Annotated in this window: 22 protein-coding genes; 9 read left to right on the top strand and 13 right to left on the bottom strand. The window is 59.5% G+C overall.

Features of this window, described 5'->3' with window-relative positions; translation table 11 throughout:
* The first annotated feature begins 12 nt into the window (after nt 1–12).
* Nucleotides 13–468, top strand: a complete 456-nt coding sequence (locus EFB14_RS07545) for a PTS sugar transporter subunit IIA (RefSeq protein WP_126824057.1) — start codon at nt 13–15, stop codon at nt 466–468.
* A gap of 58 nt (nt 469–526) precedes the next feature.
* On the opposite strand, the gene EFB14_RS07540 is transcribed toward EFB14_RS07545, so the two are convergent.
* A complete protein-coding gene (locus EFB14_RS07540; RefSeq protein ID WP_126824054.1) occupies nt 527–1,543 on the bottom strand; it encodes a porin in 1,017 nt (338 codons plus the stop codon).
* 108 nt (nt 1,544–1,651) lie between these two features.
* Nucleotides 1,652–1,786 carry a hypothetical protein gene (locus EFB14_RS33740; protein WP_281015387.1) on the bottom strand — a complete coding sequence of 45 codons (135 nt, stop codon included), beginning with the start codon at nt 1,784–1,786 and terminating at the stop codon, nt 1,652–1,654.
* A 117-nt stretch (nt 1,787–1,903) separates the two neighbouring features.
* Here EFB14_RS33740 and EFB14_RS07535 point away from each other — a divergent pair, with 117 nt between their 5' ends.
* The 5 genes from EFB14_RS07535 (at nt 1,904) to EFB14_RS07515 (ending at nt 6,738) form a co-directional block, all read left to right on the top strand.
* Nucleotides 1,904–2,929, top strand: coding sequence for a sulfate ABC transporter substrate-binding protein (locus EFB14_RS07535; protein ID WP_126824052.1), 1,026 nt, complete (start codon nt 1,904–1,906; stop codon nt 2,927–2,929).
* Between the two features lie 8 nt (nt 2,930–2,937).
* On the top strand, nt 2,938–3,795 hold the full coding sequence (gene cysT / locus EFB14_RS07530; protein WP_126824049.1) for a sulfate ABC transporter permease subunit CysT: 858 nt from the start codon (nt 2,938–2,940) through the stop codon (nt 3,793–3,795).
* A complete protein-coding gene (cysW, locus tag EFB14_RS07525; protein WP_126824046.1) occupies nt 3,785–4,657 on the top strand; it encodes a sulfate ABC transporter permease subunit CysW in 873 nt (290 codons plus the stop codon). The genes cysT and cysW overlap by 11 nt, the downstream gene beginning before the upstream one ends.
* A 10-nt stretch (nt 4,658–4,667) precedes the next feature.
* A complete protein-coding gene (locus EFB14_RS07520; RefSeq protein WP_126824043.1) occupies nt 4,668–5,708 on the top strand; it encodes a sulfate/molybdate ABC transporter ATP-binding protein in 1,041 nt (346 codons plus the stop codon).
* Between the two features lie 163 nt (nt 5,709–5,871).
* Nucleotides 5,872–6,738, top strand: a complete 867-nt coding sequence (locus tag EFB14_RS07515) for a cell wall hydrolase (protein WP_126824040.1) — start codon at nt 5,872–5,874, stop codon at nt 6,736–6,738.
* Nucleotides 6,739–6,774: 36 nt separating this feature from the next.
* On the opposite strand, the gene pepT is transcribed toward EFB14_RS07515, so the two are convergent.
* The 8 genes from pepT to EFB14_RS07475 all read right to left on the bottom strand — a co-directional run bounded on the left by pepT (nt 6,775) and on the right by EFB14_RS07475 (nt 15,190).
* Entirely contained in the window at nt 6,775–8,007 is a 1,233-nt protein-coding gene (gene pepT, locus EFB14_RS07510) for a peptidase T (protein ID WP_126824037.1), read from the bottom strand.
* Between the two features lie 93 nt (nt 8,008–8,100).
* A complete protein-coding gene (locus EFB14_RS07505) occupies nt 8,101–8,859 on the bottom strand; it encodes a metallophosphoesterase (protein ID WP_126824033.1) in 759 nt (252 codons plus the stop codon).
* 71 nt (nt 8,860–8,930) lie between these two features.
* On the bottom strand, nt 8,931–9,989 hold the full coding sequence (locus tag EFB14_RS07500) for an ABC transporter ATP-binding protein (RefSeq protein WP_126824028.1): 1,059 nt from the start codon (nt 9,987–9,989) through the stop codon (nt 8,931–8,933).
* Between the two features lie 4 nt (nt 9,990–9,993).
* The gene (locus EFB14_RS07495; RefSeq protein WP_126824025.1) at nt 9,994–10,824 is read right to left on the bottom strand and encodes a carbohydrate ABC transporter permease; all 831 of its coding nucleotides are present in this window, start codon (nt 10,822–10,824) and stop codon (nt 9,994–9,996) included.
* Nucleotides 10,825–10,828: 4 nt separating this feature from the next.
* A complete protein-coding gene (locus EFB14_RS07490) occupies nt 10,829–11,764 on the bottom strand; it encodes a carbohydrate ABC transporter permease (protein ID WP_126824022.1) in 936 nt (311 codons plus the stop codon).
* Nucleotides 11,765–12,004: 240 nt separating this feature from the next.
* A complete protein-coding gene (locus tag EFB14_RS07485; protein ID WP_126824019.1) occupies nt 12,005–13,264 on the bottom strand; it encodes an ABC transporter substrate-binding protein in 1,260 nt (419 codons plus the stop codon).
* 34 nt (nt 13,265–13,298) lie between these two features.
* Nucleotides 13,299–14,471, bottom strand: a complete 1,173-nt coding sequence (locus tag EFB14_RS07480) for a PLP-dependent transferase (protein ID WP_126824017.1) — start codon at nt 14,469–14,471, stop codon at nt 13,299–13,301.
* Nucleotides 14,468–15,190, bottom strand: coding sequence for a FadR/GntR family transcriptional regulator (locus EFB14_RS07475; protein WP_126824015.1), 723 nt, complete (start codon nt 15,188–15,190; stop codon nt 14,468–14,470). Before EFB14_RS07475 ends, EFB14_RS07480 begins: the two co-directional genes overlap by 4 nt.
* Before the next feature lie 188 nt (nt 15,191–15,378).
* Between EFB14_RS07475 and EFB14_RS07470 the strand changes: the two genes are divergently transcribed.
* Nucleotides 15,379–16,212: a hypothetical protein gene (locus EFB14_RS07470; RefSeq protein ID WP_126824013.1), complete on the top strand. Its 834-nt coding sequence runs from the start codon at nt 15,379–15,381 to the stop codon at nt 16,210–16,212.
* A gap of 6 nt (nt 16,213–16,218) precedes the next feature.
* Here the strand turns inward: EFB14_RS07470 and EFB14_RS07465 are convergent, their stop codons facing one another.
* A complete protein-coding gene (locus EFB14_RS07465; RefSeq protein WP_126824011.1) occupies nt 16,219–16,713 on the bottom strand; it encodes a hypothetical protein in 495 nt (164 codons plus the stop codon).
* A 337-nt stretch (nt 16,714–17,050) separates the two neighbouring features.
* Between EFB14_RS07465 and EFB14_RS07460 the strand changes: the two genes are divergently transcribed.
* Nucleotides 17,051–19,372 carry an NACHT domain-containing protein gene (locus EFB14_RS07460; RefSeq protein WP_164737500.1) on the top strand — a complete coding sequence of 774 codons (2,322 nt, stop codon included), beginning with the start codon at nt 17,051–17,053 and terminating at the stop codon, nt 19,370–19,372.
* Between the two features lie 272 nt (nt 19,373–19,644).
* Nucleotides 19,645–20,367 carry a hypothetical protein gene (locus EFB14_RS07455; protein ID WP_097594840.1) on the top strand — a complete coding sequence of 241 codons (723 nt, stop codon included), beginning with the start codon at nt 19,645–19,647 and terminating at the stop codon, nt 20,365–20,367.
* 650 nt (nt 20,368–21,017) lie between these two features.
* Here the strand turns inward: EFB14_RS07455 and EFB14_RS07450 are convergent.
* The gene (locus EFB14_RS07450; protein ID WP_097594841.1) at nt 21,018–21,725 is read right to left on the bottom strand and encodes a ribonuclease activity regulator RraA; all 708 of its coding nucleotides are present in this window, start codon (nt 21,723–21,725) and stop codon (nt 21,018–21,020) included.
* Nucleotides 21,726–21,752: 27 nt separating this feature from the next.
* Nucleotides 21,753–22,538 carry an SDR family oxidoreductase gene (locus EFB14_RS07445; RefSeq protein ID WP_097594842.1) on the bottom strand — a complete coding sequence of 262 codons (786 nt, stop codon included), beginning with the start codon at nt 22,536–22,538 and terminating at the stop codon, nt 21,753–21,755.
* Nucleotides 22,539–22,545 lie beyond the last annotated feature (7 nt).

Genomic DNA, 22,545 nt, shown 5'->3' with positions numbered 1-22,545 from the left:
ATTGAGAATCACATGAACCTTCCCAACATCATCCGGCCGGAACACACCTTCATCGGTGTGTCGGCGCCAACGAAATGGCGCGCACTGCAAACCATATCGGAGAAGGCGGCCAAGGCTTTCTCCGTCGACGGCCAGACCATCCTGAAGTCGCTCGAAGCGCGTGAGAAGCTCGGCTCCACAGGGATCGGGAACGGCATCGCCATTCCACATGCGGCGATCGACGGCATGACCAGCCCGCGCGGCCTTCTCGTCCGCTTCGCCCAGCCGCTCGACTTCGAGGCGATCGACGATATCCCGACCGACATCGCCGTCGTGCTGCTCTTCGGGGAAAACAATCGCGGCGAATATCTGAATGTTCTCGCCGCCATCGCGCGCCGTCTGCAATCGGACGGCGTGCTTGCCGCCATGCGCAAGGCAAGAACGGTCGACGAATTCTATTCCGACTTCATCGCCGATTCCCGGGTGTGACAGCATAAAAAAAGGCGCGGCCCGAAGGCCGCGCCCGCTCGCCTGCAATGAGACGATCTTAGAAATCGCGCTGGAAGCGCAGGAAGCCGAACACTTCGTCGTCGCCTTCGTCCTCGTCGTGATATTGCACGCTGAGCTTCGTACGCAGGTCTTCGACGATCTGGTAGTCGATCGTTACACCCGTGGTATAGGCGCTGCCGCCGGTGAAGCCATTGCCGTCAGCCTCGAGAGCGATATTTTCGAAGTACTGGAAGCCGGGAGTGATCTTCCACTTGTCGTTGATCTTCAAGGCGTATTCTGCTGCGATCGTCCATTCGGACTCTTCGTAGTAGTAGTTGGCGCCGCTTGCCCATACGCCGGCGATGCCGAGCGTGCCGGGACCGATATCGGCATAGACGATGCCACGGACAGCGACTTCGCTGGTGTCCGTGTCATAGCCGGCGAGCAGGTAAGCGCTGATGGCGCCGGCCTTGTAGGAGACCTGACCTGCGACACCGAAATTGTTCGGGCCTTCGCCCGGCTTGGTGGCGTAGTCGTCTTCCAGCTCGTCGACCGAAATACCGGCCGTGAAAGCGCCGGCCTCGTACTGATAACGGATCGAGTTGTGGGTCGTCTCGTTGCTGGCGAGCGTATCGGTCTCGCCACTCATGTCGTCGTCCCACCAGCTGTACAGCTTACCGACGCGGAAACCGGCGATGTCGATATAGCCTTCGTCCAGAAGAGCTTCCTGATCGGATGCATTGTCGACGTTGTAACGCAGCGTGATGACGCCGGTGAGCGTGCCGTACTCGGTGTCGTTCTTGGCCTGGAAGGTGACCTGACCGCGAGTCCAGAAGTTGACGTCGGAATCGCCGGCGATATTGTCACCGAAGCGCACTTCGGTACGGATATAACCGCCGATCGAAAGGCATGTTTCCGTCCCCGGAATGTAGAAGTAACCCGTGCCGTAGGCGTCGCAAACGCGAACATATTCCACGGGCTCGGGTTCCGCCGCCACGATGGCGTCGGCAGCGCGTGCTCCGGATGCCGCGGCAAGGGCGGCAACGGAAGCAAAAAGGATAGTTCTGATATTCATTTTGAATGGCCCTTAACAGGTTTGGAATGCGAGGCGCATTTCAAGGATGCCCCCACGTAGCGGTCGGCGAATTCGGCCGCACCGACGCGATATAGGAATCCGCAAGTGTCATCGCGGCAAAATCTTGGCAAAAATCAGCATCCGCAGCGCCGCTTGTGGAGAAACTGTGGCAGAAAAAACACGGCTCTGCGGCAGGACGGCGACGACCCTGCGATTGGCCGCGGCCAACTTCGGCACGTCCATTTCAAAATCGGCAGCTAAATGGAATGACATTCTAACGGCAATGAGGGAACAGGAAGAACCTTCGTTTCATTATACGACTGACTTGATAGAGTTAAGGCAGAAAACAGGAGGTTCCCCATGCAGACACAACGGCTCACCCGGCTCCTCGCGGCGGCGGTCATGGCAGGCAGCTTCGCGATCGGAAGCATTGCTCCGGCATTCGCGGATCAGACGCTGCTTAACGTTTCCTACGATCCGACCCGCGAATTGTACAAGGATTTCAATGCTGCCTTTGCTGCCAAGTGGCAGAAGGACAATGGCGAAGCCGTGACGATCAAGGCTTCGCATGGCGGTTCCGGTGCCCAGGCTCGCTCCGTCATTGACGGTCTCGACGCCGACGTCGTCACGCTTGCACTGGAAGGCGATATAGACGCCATCGCCAAGGCGACCGGCAAGATCCCGGCCGACTGGAAGACGAAGTTCCCGAACAATTCGACGCCCTATACCTCAACGATCGTCTTCCTCGTGCGCAAGGGTAATCCGAAGGGCATCAAGGATTGGGGCGACCTCGTCAAGGACGACGTCCAGGTCATCACGCCGAACCCGAAGACCTCGGGTGGCGCCCGCTGGAACTTCCTCGCCGCTTGGGCATGGGCCAAGCAGGCGAATGGCGGCGACGATACCAAGGCGCAGGAATACGTCACCAAACTCCTGCAGCACGTTCCGGTACTCGACACCGGCGCCCGCGGTGCAACGACCACCTTCGTTCAGCGAGGCCTCGGCGACGTTCTGCTCGCCTGGGAAAACGAAGCCTATCTTTCGCTCGAAGAACTCGGTCCCGACCAGTTCGAGATCGTGACGCCCTCCTTCTCCATCCGCGCCGACCCGCCGGTCGCCATCGTCGACGGCAATGTCGACAAGAAGGGCACGCGCAAGGTCGCCGAAGCCTACCTCAACTACCTCTATTCGGACGAAGGCCAGAAGATCGCCGCCAAGCACTTCTACCGGCCGATCAAGCCGGAAGCCGCCGATCCGGCCGATGTCGCCCGCTTCCCGAAGCTGACGCTCGCAACCATCGACGACTTCGGCGGCTGGAAGACGGCACAGCCGAAATTCTTCGGCGACGGCGGCGTATTTGACCAAATCTACAAGCCGGCCCAATAATAGACTTCATGAAAGCACATAGCCCCACGCGGTGGCGGTTCAAACGGCCGAGCGTCATTCCGGGTTTCGGAATGGCGCTCGGCCTTACCTTGACCTGGCTCACCCTTCTGATCCTTATCCCGCTCTCGGGCCTTGCCGTCCGTTCGAGCGCCCTCGGCTGGGAGAAATTCTGGTCGATCGCGTTCGATCAGCGCGTATTGAACGCGCTGCGTATCAGCTTCGGCAGCGCCTTCATCGCAGCAATCGTCAACGCCGTCTTCGGCATCATCCTCGCCTGGGTCCTGGTGCGCTACCGTTTCCCCGGCAAGCGTATCATCGACGCCATGGTCGATCTGCCCTTCGCGCTGCCGACCGCCGTTGCCGGTATCGCATTGGCGGCGCTCTACGCGCCGAACGGCTGGGTCGGCCAGTTCCTGACGCCGCTGGGCATCAAGATCGCCTTTACGCCAGCCGGCATCGTCGTGGCGCTGATCTTCGTCGGCCTGCCCTTCGTGGTGCGCACCGTGCAGCCTGTCATGGAGGAGATCGACAAGGAAGTGGAGGAGGCCGCGGCAACGCTCGGCGCCAACCGCCTCCAGACGATTTTCCGCGTGCTGCTGCCGGGACTTGCGCCTGCCGTCCTCACTGGCTTCGCGCTTGCCTTTGCCCGCGGCGTCGGCGAATACGGCTCGGTCATCTTCATCGCCGGCAACCTGCCGTTCAAATCGGAAATCGCACCGCTGCTGATCATCATCAAACTCGAAGAATATAATTACGCGGCGGCAACCGGCATCGCGGCGATCATGCTGGTGATCTCGTTCGCCTTGCTGCTCGTTATCAACCTCATCCAGAGCTGGAGCAGGCGGAGGTACGGCTATGGCGCTTGATGCGACCGTTCCACCCGCGAAGCTGCGTTCGGTTACCACCGAACACAGGATCGCGCGCTTCACCCTGATCGCCCTTTCGCTCGTCTTCCTGCTGCTGATCCTGCTTCTGCCGCTCGCCGCCGTCTTCGTCGAAGCCTTCCGCAAGGGCGCCGGCCCCTTCCTCGAGGCACTCGCGGATGCCGAGACCTTCTCGGCGATCCGCCTGACGCTGACCGTCGCCGGCATCAGCGTTCCCCTTAATCTCGTTTTCGGGGTCGCCGCCGCCTGGGCGATCGCCAAGTTCGAGTTCAAGGGCAAGGCGTTCCTGACGACGCTGATCGACCTGCCCTTCTCGGTTTCGCCCGTCATATCGGGCCTGGTCTTCGTGCTGCTGTTCGGCGCCAATGCATCGCTCGGCCAGTGGTTCAACGCTCACGACATCAAGATCCTGTTCGCCGTGCCGGGATTGGTGCTCGCCACGATGTTCGTCACCTTTCCCTTCGTCGCCCGCGAACTGATCCCGCTGATGCAGGAGCAGGGAACGGCAGACGAAGAGGCAGCCCTTTCGCTCGGCGCTTCCGGCTGGCAGACCTTCTGGTACGTGACGCTGCCGAACATCAAGTGGGGGCTGCTCTACGGCGTGCTGCTCTGCAACGCCCGCGCCATGGGCGAATTCGGCGCGGTCTCGGTGGTGTCAGGCCATATTCGCGGCCAGACGAACACGATGCCGCTGCAGGTGGAGATTCTCTACAACGAGTATAATTTCACCGGCGCATTTGCCGTCGCCACGCTTTTGGCCTTGCTCGCGCTCGTGACTCTTGTTTTGAAGACGCTGCTGGAAATGCGCTATAGCGCGGAGATCGCCGCCAGCCGGCGGCACTGAAGGATTTGGAATGGAAGTACGCGTTCAAAACATCCGCAAGGAATTCGATCGTTTTCCGGCGCTGCACGATGTCTCGCTCGACATCCGCTCCGGCGAATTGATCGCACTGCTCGGCCCGTCGGGTTCCGGCAAGACGACATTGCTGCGCCTGATCGCCGGCCTCGAAAGTCCGACCGAGGGGAAGATCTTCTTCGGTGAGGAGGATGCCTCGAAGAAATCAGTGCAGCAGCGCAATATCGGCTTCGTCTTCCAGCATTATGCCCTCTTCCGTTACATGACGGTGCTCGAAAACGTCTCGTTCGGCCTGAAGGTCAGAAACGGCGCGCGGCGCCCCCCGAAGGCCGACATCCGCAGGCGGGCCTTGGAATTGCTCGACCTCGTTCAGCTTTCCGGTCTCGAAAAACGCTACCCGGCACAGCTTTCCGGCGGCCAGCGCCAGCGCGTGGCGCTCGCCCGCGCCATGGCCGTCGAACCGAACGTGCTGCTGCTCGACGAGCCCTTCGGCGCGCTCGATGCCCAGGTGCGCAAGGACCTGCGCAAATGGCTGCGCGAAATTCACGACCGTACCGGCCACACCACCGTCTTCGTGACCCACGACCAGGATGAGGCTCTTGAGCTTGCCGACCGCGTCGTCGTCATGAGCCAGGGCGCGATCGAACAGATCGGAACGCCCGACGAGGTCTACGACAATCCGAATTCTCCCTTCGTCTTTGGCTTCATCGGCCAGTCGAACTGCCTGCAGGTCGAGATATCAGATGGCGACATCCGTTTCGACGGCCGCTCGCTCGGCCTCAATGCCAGTGGCGAATCGGACGGCACGGCCCAGCTCTACTTCCGCCCCCATGACGTGCGGCTCTGCGAATCAGCTGAAAACTGCATCGCCGGCCAATCGGTTTCCAGCCGCCGTGTGGCCGGCACCCGCCATATCGAACTCGATATCGGCAACGACCGCCCGCATATCGAAATCGAACTGCCGCCGAGCGAGGCCGACAGGCTGGACCGCAACCGGGTCGCTTTCAAGCCGACACGCTGGAAGCTATTCCGCGGCTGACGGAAATGGAGCCACAATCGGGATGATCGCCGGAATCGTATTTGGCGAGAGTCCCTCAGGCTTTTTGTGATCCCAGGTTGTTTGTATTTTTGTCACATGCCGGGTAAAACGTTTTCGCGTTAATCATGAGGGGCTGGACTTATCCAAACGGAGGCACCTGGCGTTGAGGGCGGAGATTTCCTTTGGAAAATCCCTGATCGGGATTTTGCTCGTGGGGCTGGCAGCGGCAAGCTGCACAACGACATCGACACCGGCGGCAACGGCGGCGAAGACCAAGACGAAGCAGGTTCAACCGGCGAAAGTCACCTTCAATTATACGGCCAAGGATCGCGACTGTCTGAAGCGCGCGATGTATTTCGAATCACAGCATTCGGATGAGGACGGCTATCTGGCCGTCGGCACCGTCGTTATGAACAGGCTCACATCAGGCGCCTATCCTCCTTCCATCTGCGGCGTCGTCGCTCAGGAGAGACAGTTTGCACCGGGCGTGATGACGCGCGAGGTGAAGCCGCAGGCCGAAACGGAGCTTGCGACCGCCGCCGATGCGATCCTCGTGAAGGGCGCACGTCATCCGGCGGTGAAGGATGCGATGTTCTTCCACACCGAAGGGCTGAAATTCCCTTACGACAACATGCATTATGTGACGGTCGCCGGCGGTAACGCCTTCTATGAGAAGCGCGATTCCAACGGCACGCTCGAAACGCCGCCTCCGCTGCCCTCCTATGAGGTGGCGATGAATTATGTGCCCGGCGAAAGCATGCTGCCGCCGCAATTCGAGGCCCTGATTCCCTCGGCCGTTCCCGTGCCTCTACCGGCTCCCGATTCCCTGGCCACGGCGAGCACGGCGTCGATGCAGATAACTGCACCGGTGACCGCACCAGCACCTTCGCCGGTTCCGGTGACCACGCCTGCACCCTTGCCGACAACCTCAATCGAGCCCGAACCGGGAATGCCGATCGCAATCCCTACTCCCCGCCCCGCCTATGACAGCGTGATGCTGCGCGGAAGCATGCCCGCGAATGGCGGCTGACGCGGCCAACCCCGCACCCCGGACAAGGAAAAGCGTCTAAGCACGCTCTTCCCAAACCTTGGCAAGTTCCACGATCGTCTGGACGGCCTTTTCCATATCCTGGCGGCTGACCCATTCGAGCGGCGAGTGGAAAGCATGACCGCCGGCGAAGATGTTCGGGCATGGCAGCCCCATGAAGGAGAGGCGCGAGCCGTCCGTGCCGCCACGGATGCTGCCGCGCACCGGCGTCATGCCGGCACGACGCACCGCCTCGATGGCGTTCTCGACGATCTCAGGGTGGCGGTCGAGTACGACCTTCATGTTGCGATACTGCTCCTTCACCTCAAAACGATATGTCGAGCCGGGATAGGCTGATATCACGTCCTTGACGATGGCTTCGAGCATGGTCTCCTTTTCCACGAGACCTTCGTCGGTGAAGTCGCGAATGATCAAGCTCAGCGAAGCCTTTTCCATCGAGCCGGTCAGATCGACCGGATGGATGAAGCCTTGCCTGCCCTCTGTGGTCTCGGGCGCAATATTCCTCGGCAGCCGATCGATGATCGCGCCGGCGATCTTGATGGCGTTTTCCATGCGGTCCTTGGCAAAGCCCGGATGGATCGCCACGCCCGATATGGCGATCTCCACACCATCGGCCGAAAAGGTCTCGTCCTCGACATGGCCTGCCGTCTCTCCGTCCATCGTATAGGCGAAATCCGCTCCGAGTTTCTTGAGGTCGACCTTGTTGACCCCGCGCCCGACCTCCTCGTCTGGCGTGAACAGGATCTTGATCGTCCCATGCTTGATATCGGGATTATCGACGAGGATCTGGGCTGCGGTCATGATCTCCGCCAAACCAGCTTTGTCGTCGGCGCCAAGCAATGTCGTGCCATCGGTCGTGACGATGTCGTTGCCGATCTGGTTCTTCAGCTCGGGATGCTCGCTGACGCGGATCACCCGGCTCTGATCGCCGACAAGCGCGATATCCCCGCCCGCATAGTTCCTGACGAGCTGCGGCTTGACATCGGTGCCGCTGAAATCGGGCGCCGTATCCATATGCGAGCAGAAACAAATGACCGGAACTGTCTTGTGGCTATTGGCCGGAATGGTCGCGTAGACATAGCCGTGCTCATCGAGATGCGCGTCCGCAAGGCCGATCTTCAGCAGTTCATCGACCAGAACCCGTCCAAGATCCTTCTGCTTTTCGGTGGTCGGCTGCGCCGACGAGGAGGGATCGGATTGCGTGTCTATCACAACATAACGGAGAAAGCGGTCGAGGACAGTATCGGTCATAGTTTCATCCCAGCGAGATCACGCGGAGGATATAGGCCTTGCGGATCGTACGGCAAAAGCTTTTTCCATTCGCGACGTATCAGTATTCACCGTTCAATCGGTCGTGCGCTCGCGGGGTGCCGGGATCGATACCACATGCGAAAGCAGCCCGGCGTCGGTAACGTCATGAACGAGAAAGGAGGGAGCGTCGGCCACCGGAAGATCGGCCCGGCCATCAAGCAGCAGCGGATTGGGCGGACACAGAGAACCGCAGGTCTGTACCGGAATCGATCCCAGCCTGCCGGATAGGGGTCGGTGAACATGGCCGCAGGCAATCGCCAGCGGCTGTCTGTCCATTGCCTCCAGGGCGCCGAGAAGCGCACCGTCATTCCTGCATCTGACCTGATCCAACGACTCTATGCCGACCTTGAATGGTGGCTGATGCATGAACAGAAGGACGGGGGTCTTCACATCCGCAAGCGCGCTCGTCAGCCAGTGCAGATGGGGAAGGACGTCGCCGTAGCTCTGACCGGCTACCGTAACATCGAGACCACAGAGGATCAGCCCATTGACGGCTCCGCGGAAATGCATCGGTCCCGCCGCAGCGGCCCATGTGCCGACAGCGGCAAGTTCGGATCGCATCAAGAACGCATCATCGCCGTTGCCCGGCAATAGATGAACTGGACAGTCCAACGACCGCAGGCACTCGGCGATCAAGCGATAACCTTGCCGCCACCCGTCATCCACCAGATCTCCTGTCACCACGAGCGCATCCGGCCGAAACGTCTTCAGCCAGTCTATCGCCCGCTCCAGCGTCTGAAGCGAAGAAAGATCCGGCGTTACATGAATATCGGATATCTGCGCAATAAGCATATCGTGCCTTTCAGCTCCTGCCGGAGGCAGTATGCCGAAATCGGCAGCGACGGGCTACAGGCCCTCACGGTTCAATCGACGCGTTTTCCCTCGCCGTCGAACACATGCAGATACTGGGCCGGGAAGGCCACATTGACTTTGGGACCTGCCTTCAGCGCGCCGCGATCCAGCGTGAAGATCTTGAACGGCAGGCCGTGCAGGGCAAGGTGCACAATGATGCCGAAGCCTGTGGGTTCGACGAGTTCTACATCCGTGGCAAGCCCCGCCCCGTTGTCGCTCATCACCACATGCTCCGGCCGGATGCCGAGCGTCACCTTCGCGCCATCGGCAAGCGGCAGCGGCTTGGCGAGCGGCACGATCGTTCCATCCTTCAGCCGCACGCCGCCAGCGTCATATGTGGCGTCGAGGAAATTCATGCCCGGCGAGCCGATAAAACCGGCAACAAAGAGGTTGGCGGGGTGGTCATAGAGTTCCAGGGGGCTGCCGACCTGCTGGACCACCCCGCCATGCATGGCGACGATCCGGTCCGCCAGCGTCATTGCCTCGATCTGGTCGTGAGTCACGTAGATCGAGGTCGCCTTCAGGTCGCCATGCAGTTTCTTGATTTCGGCGCGCATCTGCTCGCGCAGCCGCGCATCGAGGTTGGAAAGCGGTTCGTCGAACAGAAAAGCCTTCGGCTGGCGCACGATGGCGCGGCCCATGGCGACGCGCTGGCGCTGGCCGCCGGAAAGCGCCTTCGGCCGTCGTTCGAGCAGCGGATCGAGGCCGAGCTTACCAGCGGCGGCGGCCACCGCGCTTGCGATCTTCTCCTTCGCCGTCTTCCGAAGTCTCAGGCTGTAGCTCATATTGCCCGCGACATTCATATGCGGGTAGAGCGCATAGGACTGGAACACCATGGCGATGTCGCGATCCTTGGGATGCAGCTCGTTCACCCTGGCGCCGGCGATGCGGATCTCGCCCGATGTGACATCCTCCAGCCCGGCGATCATACGCAGCAGCGTAGATTTTCCGCAGCCGGACGGGCCGACGAGCACGACGAATTCACCGTCCTGGATTTCAAGGTCGACACCGTGCAGCACCTGCACGTGACCATACGCTTTGCGGATATTCCGGATATCGATCGATGCCATTTGTTTAACCCTTGACCGCGCCGGCCGTCAGGCCCTGGACGAGATAACGCTGGATGAGCAGGAAGAAGAGGCCGGCCGGAATGAGCGCCATGACGCCAGCCGCCATCATCTGCCCGAAATCCACGGAGAATTTCGAAACGAAGGTGAGAAGCCCGACAGGGAAAGTCGCCGCATCGTTGCCGTTGATCAGCATCAGCGCGAAAAGCAGCTCGCTCCAGGCGGCGGTGAAGACGAAGCCGAGCGTGGCGGCGATGCCCGGCAATGTCAGCGGCAGGATGATCTGGCGGAAGGCGGTAAACTGCGTCGCTCCGTCGATCATCGCCGCCTCTTCGAGATCTCTGGGGATGCCGTCGAAGAAGGACTGCATCAGGAAGGTGGCGAAGGGAACGTTGAAGGCGGTGTAGACGATGACGAGCCCGGTCAGGCTGTTCGTCAGATGTAAGGGCGACAGGATCTTGAAGATCGGAGCGACCAGCATGACGAGCGGGAACATCTGGGTCAGCAGCATCAGCGCGACGATCCAATATTTCGCCCGGAAATTGAAGCGCGACAGCGCATAGCCGGAGAGCGAGGCGCAGATCGTCACCGTCACGGCCGTCGAGGTCGAGACGATCAGGCTGTTCTTGAAGAAGGTCGGAAAGGCGCTGTGCTGCAGCACGAAGGCATAGTGATCCCATGTCGTGCGCGAGGGCCACATGCGCACGCCCTCGGTATAGAGCAGATCGTTCGGCGTCACCGAGACCTTGAGCAGCCAAAACAGCGGGAAGAGCGCGAAGGTGATGTAGCAGAGGATCGCCAGACGGTGCGCGATCGTGGGGATGACGGATCGTCTCATGGTCTCAATCCTTGTTCAGCAGCGTTTGCCGCAGCAGGATGATCAGCATCGAATAGGCAAGTAGCAGCGCGAGCAGCACCAGAGCGATCGCCGAGGCGTAACCGAAATCGAGCCGCTTGAAGGCCGTCGTGAAAATATAGCTCGCGACGATCTGCGTGCGGTCGGCCGGCCCGCCATTGGTCATGACGACGATGAGATCGGCGAAATTGGAAATCCAGACGGTGCGCAGCAGCACGGTGATGGCGATCGTCGGCGCCAGAAACGGCAGGGTGATCGAGCGGAAACGCTGGAACCAGCCGGCACCGTCGATCGACGCGGCTTCGTAAAGATCGCGCGGGATCGCCTGCAGGGCCGCCAGCAGCGTGATGGCGAAAAAGGGAATGCCCCACCAGACATTGGCGATGATCGGCCCCCACATGGCATAATTGGGATCGGAAAGGATATTGCCCGGCTCATGCATCAGCCCGAGCGCGAAGAGCCAGTGGGGGATCGGCCCGATCACCGGATTGAACAGCCAGGCCCAGTTGAGGCCGGCGAGGAAGGACGGCACCGCCCAGGGCAGAAAGACCAGCGCCTGCGCAATCGCCCGGCCTGGGAATGGCTTGTCGAGCAGCAGCGCCAGTGTCAGCCCGAAAACGAACTGCAGGACGACGGAGGTCCCGGTCCACCAGAGGGTATTCCGAAGCGCGCCGTAGAAGGCCGCATCCCCGGAAAGCTCGCGGAAATGATCGAGCCCGATGAAGCCGCCGGAAAAGGGATTGAGCAGTTGGATATCACGGAAGGCGTAGGAAACGCCGAGCGTCAGCGGCACCAGCATCACCGCGATGATCAGGATCAGGGACGGTGCGCTATAGAGATAGGGCTCCGAAGCGTCAGCAAGGCGATGCAGCCATGGCCTGCGGTCGCGACGCATGTCGAGCGTATCGGCGGAAATGGTCATCGGGTTGCAGTTTCCATCATAGGTGTATCACTGGAGTTCCTGGCCGACCCGCGAATTCGAGCGGGTGTGCCCCCTCATCCGCCTGCCGGCACCTTCTCCCCGCAGGGGAGAAGGGGATATGCCGCAACCTCTCCGTTCCCTGTCCCTCGGGGGTCCGAAGGACGGGTCGAGACCGGTGGCTCGACCCCGGTTGGTGGCCCGAAGGGTCGGATGAGGGGCTCCGCACTCGGAGCCCACCCCTTACTTCTTGGTGAGGAACTTCTGCTGCGCCTTGGTCAGATATTCCGCCCACTGGTCGGCCAGATCCTTCGCCGAGATATCGCCGAGCAAGGCCTGCTGCGAGGTCTTGATCGCCAGCGAATCCTTGAAGAAGGCGAATTCCTCGAGATAGGTCGGCATGACGGTTGGCACCGTATTCGGGTCAGCCAGTTCCTCGAACCAGCCCTTGAACTGGTCACCGGCATAGAAGGGATCCTTCTCGGCCGCCGTATAGGCCGGCAGGGCGCCGATGCGCTTGTTCCACTCGATATTGCCTTCCGGCCCTTCGAGGGTGGCGATCAGCTTCCAGGAGAGATCCTTGTTGCCGCTGGTCGTGAACATCGACCAGCCGCCATAACCGATCGTCGGGAAGGACTTGCCGTCGGGACCCTTCGGCAGCGGCATGACGCCGAAGTCATCCTTTTTCATGCGCTCGGCGATGGCGATCAGCGCATCCGGGTCCTGGTCGAGGAAGGCGCAGGTACCGGAATAGAAGCCGGCGACGACCTCGTTGAAGCCCCAGTTGACGCTATCCTTCGGCGCATAACCCTTCTTGTAGAGATCGACCATCCATTCGATGCCCTTGGCCCAGCCGGGGCTGTTCATCGTCGAAGTGCCGTCGTCATTGAAGTACTTGTTCGAGCCGGCCATGGAGGCTGCAAAGATCATCCAGCCATTGAGACCGCCCGGTCCACCGCGCATGCAGTAGCCGTATTTGCCGGAGAGCTTGGAGACCTTTTCCGAAGCGGCGGTGAATTCATCAAGGGTCTTCGGCGGCGCGGCGACGCCGGCTTCCGAGAGCAGCTTTTTATTGTAGAACATCGCCCGGAGATAGAAGCCGTAGGGCAGCATGTAGGCGGTGTTCTTGACATCGCGGCCGAGTTCGAGCGCACGCGGCGTCAGCTCCTTGGTGTGCTCCCACTTTTCGAGATAGGGCTCCAGGCTCTCGAGCATGCCGTTATTCGCATAGAGCGACAGCCAGGTGTCGGGCATCTCCATCACATCAGGCACGTCGCCGGCGGACACCATGGTCGCAAACTTCTGGAAGGCCTCGTTCCAGGGCAGCGAGATGATATCGACCTTGGTGCCGGGATTGGCGGCTTCGAACTTGCCGACGATCGACTTCAGCGTTTCGGTACGCTCCGGGCTGGTGATGACTTCGACTAGCTTGAGCGTCGTATCAGCAAAGGCCGTACCCGCCATCATCGAAGCAAAGAGCGTTGAGATTATTAGTTTTTTCATGCTCAGTTCCCCCTTGTTAGGTTTCTCTCTGGTTTCAGGATTGTGAGGCGGCGGCGAGCGCCTCCTCGATGTCCCTCCACAGCGCCTCGGTTCCTTCGAGGCCGACATGGAGGCGTACGGATCGCGCATGGATACCGAAGGCATGCGCGGAATTCGGCTGTGCCTTCTGCTGAAGCACCACCTCGCCCGGTACGATCAGGCTTTCATGTCCACCCCAGCTTACACCCAGTTTGAAGAGCTTGAGGTGATCGGCGAAAGCGCGGATATCGACGCCCTCGCGGAAGATGAAGGAAAACAGGCCAGAGGTGCCGTTGAGGCCGGCGGGCAGACGGTTGGCGAGGCCGGGATGGCAGACAGTCTCCACCACCTCGAGCTTCTGCAGGCGTCTGGCGATTTCGAGGGCGGAGGCCTCGTGAGCTTTCATACGCAGCGGCAGCGTGCGCAGGCCGCGGATCAGAAGCCAGGCATCAAAGGGCGAAAGCTTGCCGCCGAGATAGGGATAGGCCTCGGCCTTGATGCGCGCGATCATCTCCTTCGCGCCGGCAACGACGCCGGCCACCACATCGCTGTGGCCGCCCAGATATTTCGAGGCCGAATGGATGACGAGATCGACGCCGAGCGTCAGCGGCCGCTGGAAGAACGGGCTCGCCCAGCTGTTGTCGATCATGGAGACGACGCCGTGCCGCCTGGCGAGCGCTGCGAGCGCGCCGACGTCGTGCGCCTCCATCACCCAGCTCGTCGGGCTTTCCATGTAGAAGACCTTGGCGCCAGGCAGCACTCTCGCGACCGCTTCCTCGTCGCGCCCGTCGACATAGGTCACCTCGATCTTCATTCGTTTCAGAATGGTGCCGAACAGGCGGAAGGCATCGGGATAGACATGCTTGACCGCGACGATGCGGTCGCCCGGCTCGACGAAACTCAGAACGGCCGACGAAATCGCCGCCATGCCACTCGCAAAACCCAGCGCATCCTCCGCGCCTTCGAGCTTTGTCAGCATTTCCTCAAAGGCGCGCACCGTCGGGTTCAGCCCGCGTGTATAGATCGGCCGCAGCTTCTCGCCGCGATAGCAGGCGATCATCTCGTCATAATCGGAAAAAGTGAAAAGCGAGGTCTGGAAAATCGGCGGAACGACGGCCTCGGCGAAGTTGCCTTCATCGTGAGCCGTGATCAGGGAAGCGAGATCGAACGGTTCTGCGCCGCTGCTCATTTGGACATTTCCTTGATGTCTTCCTCGACGATGTCGAGAATTTTCAATGTTTCGGCGCGCGCGGCCTCCGGATCGCCTGCGGCGATCGCGTCGAAAAGGGTGCGATGAAAGGGAAATGACCGGCGGGCGAAATCCTGCCGGTCGAAAGGGTGTTCCCAGAAACGTTCGAAGGTCCCGCGCATCTGCTCGAGAAGCTGGCGAAACAGCGGATTGTGGGTGGCGTCGTAAACGGCGAGATGGAAGGCAAGATCCTCTGGCCCGGAGGTGCCTTTCTCCAAGTGCACCCGCTCCATCTCCTCCAGTTTTTCCTCGATGACGACAAGATCCTTTGCGGTGCGCCGGCGCGCCGCGACCATGCCCGCCTCGCATTCGATGCCGCGGCGAACCTCCAGCGTCTGCAAGAGCGCGTCACGCAGGTGCGCCGTGTCGAACGACAGCGGCATATGGATCGTTGCCCTGGAAACCGGCTTCAAGAGATAGGTGCCGCTGCCCTTGCGCGTCTCGATGACGCCGAGCGCCTGGAAATGGCGGATCGCTTCGCGGATGGTCGAGCGCCCGACGGCAAGTGCCGCCATCAGCTCACGCTCGGCCGGCAGGCGGTCCCCCGCCTTCAACCTGGCTTCCTCGACATAATCCGCCAACGCATCAGTCACCTGACGCGCCCGGTCCATGACGGGAAGCGGCCGGATCACCGGCCTGTCGCCGCTATTTGCCTTCATGGTTCCCCATTTTCTGTTCAGGCAACCGACCTTAAAATTGGTCTGACATCTTAGCATTTAGCAAAGATGGGAAGGCGTCAAGCGGTGTTTGTGTATAAGGAACTCTCACGTGGCCCAGACCGCGGGGTTGGTGTCCCAAAAGGAGGTCTGGCGTGGCCAAGAGGGTTTTCGGCAACTTGAAAGGGTGATTGGACGCGCTTGAATTCGGCGGGAGCGTTGTGAGGATTTTGCCGTTTCGTCTCTTGCAAGCTCGTGGAGCATTGTCTGTGAAACGAGGAAACCACGCGATGAAACATGGCAGGCCAGACTATCACTCAGAACGATTCCGCGAACTTTCGATCAAGATGAGGCTGCGGATGCACAAAGCATCTCACGAGATAATGCGAGCGAAGTCACAAGCTGAGGCGGATCAGATCGGTTATGGTGAGTATGGAACACTCGATCTGTCGCTTCTGTCTGAGCGAATGGAGCGTGCGGAAGAAGTCGCCAAGACTGTGGCCAGATGGCAGCAGAGCGGCAGCAAACTCCACGATGTCTCCCGGCTGCTGTCCGCGGTGGCGGAAGGTTTGACCCCCGCCATCCCAGAAATGCCGTCAGCCCGCGTAGACGACAACTTTTACCTGCATTTCGGCCGGGGCGCGAACCTGCTGATTCCTGGTCTTTCCGACGCATGGGTGGACGGCGCGTACGTCGAGTTCTTGTGTCAGTCTGAGGGCGGCGGCGGCCCTGGGTATCGGTTTATGATCGTGGGGACTATTGACGATTGTCAAAGCTCGATAGGTGACCTGCTTCTTAACCAATCTGTTGTCGCTTCCTTTTTCGTCGCTGCGACCTCGACCCTGAGCGATGCCGTCCCAAGACAGCCGGGTGATCAACACATTGATCGTCCGGTATTCGAGGCGGTCATTGATCGGCTGGCGATCGCCCTTAGATGCGTCGCCAAAGCCGACTTGCCCTATGACATCGAACGCGAGATCAACCTCGTTTCCCCTGCCCTAGCTTGTGTAGTCCTCAGGCACTGACCGGCGTCAGCGAGAGAAAAGGCCTTCTTGCCTGAGGTTCCGGGCGAGAAGCATGAATTCCTCAAACTCGGCTCTGAAATTAGCCTGGACGCCCATGCGGGCGACGAGAAGATGCTTGCGGATTTTCGAGAGAAATTCCTCTGAGGGCGTTTCCTGAGCTACGCGCTCGCGTTCATAAGCCAGCGCCTTCATCAATGATCGCTTGATAGCGGGGTGATGTGGTCCAACGAAAAAGAGCCGATGAAGAGTCTCGCAGGTAGCTCGGTCAAAACGCCCTTCGGTAATCTCCGCGATATTGATGGCCACTGTCACCGCCGGCACAAACTCCATGTGCGAGAAATCCTTATCGTCCCACTCGATCTGATCAGCATTGCAGCCAAAGTGTAGCTCGGCCAGAGAAGCGCCGTTGTCGTTCCACAAGCCGTCCGCGAATTGGCCGATGATTTCCTCCCGGTCCATCTCGTCCGCAGTGCGATCTAGTACATTCAAGTCTGTGATCATCGTAAATCGTATCATGATAACCCCTTAAAATTGCGGGCCCACCGCATTAAAATTCGCTCGTCGTAATTGTCACTACGCGACACCCGGTTAACGGGAGTTGTGGACGACTGCGGCGGATGAACCTTCTTCGAATCGAGGTAAACGAAAATGGAAATGGGCCCATCGCCGCAGGGGAACTGCCTCGCGCGAGTTGATCGCTGTTGTCAATCGATGCGAGAGCGGTGGCTCACGCTTGATCTTTTCGCGACTCGACATTTTCGATTGCGATCGCACTCGCCGGCTTCCCGCCAGGTTGCAACATCTGTTAGCCTACGCTGTGGAGTCGGGGGGAGAGATTTTGACGGAAAGACACGGAGTAGCGCAGTCCTCCACGGAAATAGGTGACGCGCTTCGCGATCAGGTGATCGATCTTCTTGAGGCGGAAGGCCACAAGGTCTCGCGTGAAATTCGCATCGGCACTAAGAAGGTCGATATCCTTCTGGAGACGGATGATGAGTTCCGTCCGCAAAAGATTGCTGTCGAGTGTAAGAACCTCGCCAAAAACATGTCGCAGGGAGAGCTGAACGCGATCTGGGCCGACTACATGGCATTGTACGAAAAAGGCGAAGTTACTGGTGTCTTCGTCATTTCACGACTTGATTTCTCACCGGAGGCAAAAGCCTACGCTCAAGACAGGCGCGGTCGCCTTGATATTTTCTCCATCAAAGAATTCGAAGACAATCTCCTTGGCTTCCGCAAGTACTGCCGGGACGTTCGCGATCTATTCAACGAAGGCGGCCTTGAAAAGTATTACATCAAGTCCTCGATGGAAGGTGGCGGCGAACTCCATGAACGCATTCTTGCATGGGTGGCGGATCCGTCGAAGATCCCAGTTGCAATCCTTGGCGGTTATGGGATGGGAAAGACTTCATACTGCAAGTTCCTTACGAAGGAACTGGCGGACCGATATCTCGAAGACCCCTCCTTCAGGGTGCCGATTTACGTTCGGCTGTCTGATATCGCCACCCAGACGGATGTGGACGGCCTTATCGCCAAGACATTGGCCGGCCGTTACAATACGAAAAACTACTCGTTCGCCAAATTTAAGAAGCTGAACCGAGCGGGGAAGTTCGTGGTCATCTTCGATGGCTTCGACGAAATGAAGCACGCGCTTTCCTGGGCGGACTTCAAGTACAACTTTTCCCAGATACACTCGCTTCTGGAAGGCAGAGCCAAGATTATCGTAGCAGGAAGACCCAACGCGTTTCTCTCCGACAGCGAACACGCGTGGATACTGCGGGGGCAGAGGATCGCCGGCGAAAACGTTATTCGGATACCGGGCGCACCCGAGTATTCCGAACTCTCCCTAGCCCAGTTTTCGGGCGAGGAAGTCACCAATTTCCTCGAGAGGTATCTTCGTCAACATCACCCCGTCGATCTGACCGAGCTACCCGACATCGAGAAGTGGGTATCAGATCGCGTGATGGACTTCGACAAAATCCGGTCGAATGGCGATCTTCACCGACCCGTGCACCTCAAAATCTATGCAGACATCGCGGCTGATCCGCACGTGAAGCTCGAGAGCTTCACCACATACGGTCTCTATTCGATCGCGGCGACCAGAATTAGCGAGCGCGAAGGGGAGAAGATAGTTCGAAAGCAGATCGACGCCGAAAAAAGGGAACGCATCATCGAGAGAATCGCATGGTGGCTGTGGGACACGTACGACGGGCGGCGTCTCTATTTCACGGCCGATTCAGTGCCGGAATCGATCATCGGGCGCAACCTTCTCGACGACCCTGCTTACGAGCGAGAGACGCTTTACCGTGAGATTTTCACTGGGTCGTTTCTCGAACGGAAGTTCGGGCAAAACTATTACTTTTCCCATCGATCCTTCTTGGAGTTTTTTGTCGCGCGCAGGCTCGAGAGCGCCGAAAAGCACGACATTCCCGTCCAGTCGATCTTCAAGAACCTAAACCCGGAGATATTGGCATTCCTTCGACAAAGCCCAGGATATCAAGAGTTCCTAGAGTATGTTGACAGGGGGATGCAGCGGTTCAGCGGGGAGATTCCCCAACTCCTGCTGGAGGAGATATTCAAATATCGCGAGGAAAAAGGGTTGGCCGACGCTCAAGTTCCGATCCAAGTACTACTTCGCTACTACGGGCTTTTCCGATCCGACGAAATGGACGTCCCCGCACTCGTGCGCATGATCACGATGGACTTGAGCGCGAAAAATCAGGAGCATCGGGAGACCGCGATCTATTTCGCGCTTTTCCTCCTCCGAGTGCGATTCGACAGAGAGGTGTTAGTTGGCCTCCTCCAAGCACTGGTGAAAACCGTGCAATGGCCGAGCCGCGCAAGCTCCGCGTCGGGGATGAGCATGACGAAGTACTCATACTCCCGCCAGAACATCGGAGAATACGTCTTTGTGCGGTTTGCGAGGATTGCTGCAGAGATGGCGAGAGACGGCCATCCAGTCGTCAGTTTTGACTATTCGCGGGCCTTCGATGAGGTTCGGGACAAGAGGTCGCCCAAGATTGTGATTGCCGCCTCAAGCTTTGAAAAGCTCACCGAGCCCGCTCTCCCGGCGCGGTTAGAGTTCAACGAAATCTTCGAAGGCATTAGCGTAAAGGACCAGAAGGCCGCGCGCGACGTCTTAACTGTAGGTGTGACGTGACGGTCTAAGACGGGATACTCTGGCGTCTAAAATGGCTAACATTTACGCAGGATGGACCGGGCGACGCGAATCCTACTGTATCCGAGTGAAAGTCGATAAGCCGTTCCTGTCATCGGACTTTCAGGTGAGCCCCGCCTTCCTCCCCTCATTCCTCGACTATAGCGGCATTAGGTAGCAAAAACCCGGAGTTTGCTACCTGATGCCCGAAGTACCTGCGTGGTGCGAATCGCAGCTAGCTGATATCTGGCGGGCATCGATTATGGTGGGAACAAATGCAGCACGATATTCTGGACTTCGTAGCGAAGATTGCTTGGCCGACGGTGGCCCTTATCGCCATCATATTCCTCGGCCCTTTGGGTGTACTCCGTGAGACGATCGGCGAACTGGCGGACAAGCTCTTCAAGATGACCCAGGCAGTCAACGACTTCAAGCAGACCGCCACGGAATTCAACAAGACGCAGGAGCTGCTAAGAAACTCGAGCGGCTGGGTCGGGGAAATGCAGTCGCAGCTCGCTTCGATCGCAGACCAGCTCGACAAGGTCCGCCAGACCACCCAGGAAATCGATCTCACAATCCAGGAGACTGCGATCATCGAAGGTAGCCGCTCACTTGGTCAACCTATTGAAGTAGCCGAGGATGTGCAGGGTGCTTCGGAGGCGGCTCCCTCGCTCAGCGCGGACGAAATGTACTACGACATCCGTGATCGATGGCACGCCTTCTCGGAAAAGCTCAAGCAACGGGTCGGCGCAGAGAATTTTGACGCCCGCATGATCGGCGCTATCGCACGAAGCCACGTCGATCGCAGACGTGCCCGCCCTCTGACTTCGACCGAAGCGGACCGGATCGAACGGCTCCACTCGCAGATGAAGCGCTTCAACCGGCTGCAAAGTTCCCGCGAAGACTGGCTCTCTCACGAGGTATACAGCGCTTTCGTCAAAAGCCTCGACCAGGCAATCGCCTCGCTGCAGGCGGCCGGGTCATCGGCCTCAACTTAGGTCCCCTCGTCACGACGGCCGATCACGCGCGCCTGCCCACGTTCGATGGCCTGGCGCTTGGGCCAGCTTAATCGCGCGGATGGAGAAGGGTGGCCCTCCGCGGAAACTCTGAAATGACTGCATTGACGAGCCCGAGAGGAGGTGCAGGAGCTTGGAAATCGAGCCGTATGACATCGATTTTTTGTGATCTGCCGATGTCGGTTTCTATGTTTGTCGTCGCTCCCGCTATCAAACCGAATATCCCCAATCCCAGAATGGATTTCACGGAGACAGTGTAAACAGGAAAGTCGCGGCTCTCATTACGTACCACATAGGCCGTCCTTGCAGCGCCTTCATTGACGCAGAACGTCACGCGACTTCCAATCGTCACGGCATCATCGGGCATATTTCTGGGGGCGCAGACTGAAGCCTCCAGCGCCGATTCAGGCGTGGTTTCTGCCTTGCACCGCATAACGAAAAAGCGCCCACCTAATCTTGGCAGGCGCTTCCCCGAGATCGACCCCCGCGAGCCTTGACAGCCTTCGCGATGGGACCGCCACTCCCGAGCAAATACGCGACGACAACAGTAGGATAGACGTTTTCGTCGTATTGTAGGGTACCGACCTTGGCGTCTCCAGTCAGTCCGGGATGGGGTTACCGGACCCTCACCATTAGGCGTTGTTCTTCTTCCACTCTTCGTAGCGCGCCTTGTTTTCGGCATTCGCGGGGTATAGCCCCGGCAACGCCGCACCCTTGTTGACTTCCTGCATAATCCAGCCTTCGAGACGCTCTTGCTCTGTAGCGGCGTCGAGAATGTCGTCGATCATGGCAGCCGGGATGACAACGGCACCGTCGTTGTCGATGACGATGACGTCGTTAGGGAACACAGCTACACCGCCGCAGCCAACGGGCTGGTCCCAGTCGACGAACGTCAGACCAGCCACGGACGGAGGAGCGGCCGCGCCAGAGCACCAAACAGGAAGGTTCGTGCCGAGTACACCGTCGAGATCTCGTACCACGCCGTCCGTAACGAGCGCCGCTACGTTCCGCTTAGCCATACGCGCGCAGAGGATGTCGCCGAAAATGCCGGCGTCCTTGATGCCCATGGCGTCGACTACCGCGATGCATCCTTCCGGCATCGCTTCGATGGCGGCGCGGGTGGACTTCGGGGAAGACCAGGATTCCGGGGTGGCGAGGTCTTCGCGGGCCGGGACAAAGCGAAGAGTGAACGCACGACCGACGATGCGGCCCTGACCCGGCTTGATGGGTATGGCTCCACGCATCCAGACATTGCGCAAGCCTTTCTTCAAAAGGATGGTCGTTAGGGTAGCGGTGGTGACTGTTGCGAGCGTGGACTTGATCTCTGCGTCGGTGGCCATAGGCTTTATCTCTCGTTCTTTCTGTTCTCAGATACTGGCAATCATGCCGCCGTCGATGCGGACGATGCTTCCGGTGATGAAAGAGGCGCGGTCGCTTGCCAGGAAGGCTACCGTGTCTCCGTATTCTTTCGGCTTGCCGTAGCGTCCCACCGGGATGGTCGCGGTGCTTTCGGCAGCAACGTCCTCGACTGAACGTCCTTCCCGCTTCGCCTTCTGCTCATCGAGGAAGGTGATCCGTGGAGTTGCTATGCGGCCCGGCAATACGATATTGGCCGTAATGCCTGCGCCGCCGACTTCCTTAGCCAGCGTCTTTGACCAGCCGACGAGCGTGCTGCGCAACGCATTGGAAAGCCCAAGGTTCGGGATCGGCGACACGACCCCCGAAGATGTCGACGTGATGACGCGCCCCCAGCCCGATGACTTCATTCCGGGGAGAACGCGGTCCGTCAGCGCGATTACCGAGAGGACCATGGACTGGAAGAATTTCGACCACTGCTCAGCTGCCTGACCCGAAACCGGGGTCGGCGGCGGGCCACCCGTGTTGTTGATCAAGATTGACACGTTGCCGAAGCGACTCTCGATGAGAGAGACGTTCTGGTCGATCACGGAGAGATCGCTGATGTCCCACTTGATCGAAAAGGCTTCGCCACCCTTGGAGGTGATCGACTTAGCCGTCTGTTCGGCGGCATCCAGATCGATGTCCGCGACAACGACCTTCGCGCCCTCACCAGCCAACGCTTCGGCGATCGCGCCGCCCAGGCCTCCGCCAGCGCCCAGGACCAGTGCGCACTTACCTGCAATTCCCAAATCCATTGCTCAT

The organism is Rhizobium fabae, from assembly GCF_003985135.1.
GTDB classification, from domain to species: Bacteria; Pseudomonadota; Alphaproteobacteria; order Rhizobiales; family Rhizobiaceae; genus Rhizobium; species Rhizobium pisi.
The sequence above is the reverse complement of the archived record's forward strand: the minus strand, read 5'-3'. Positions and strand labels throughout refer to the sequence as shown.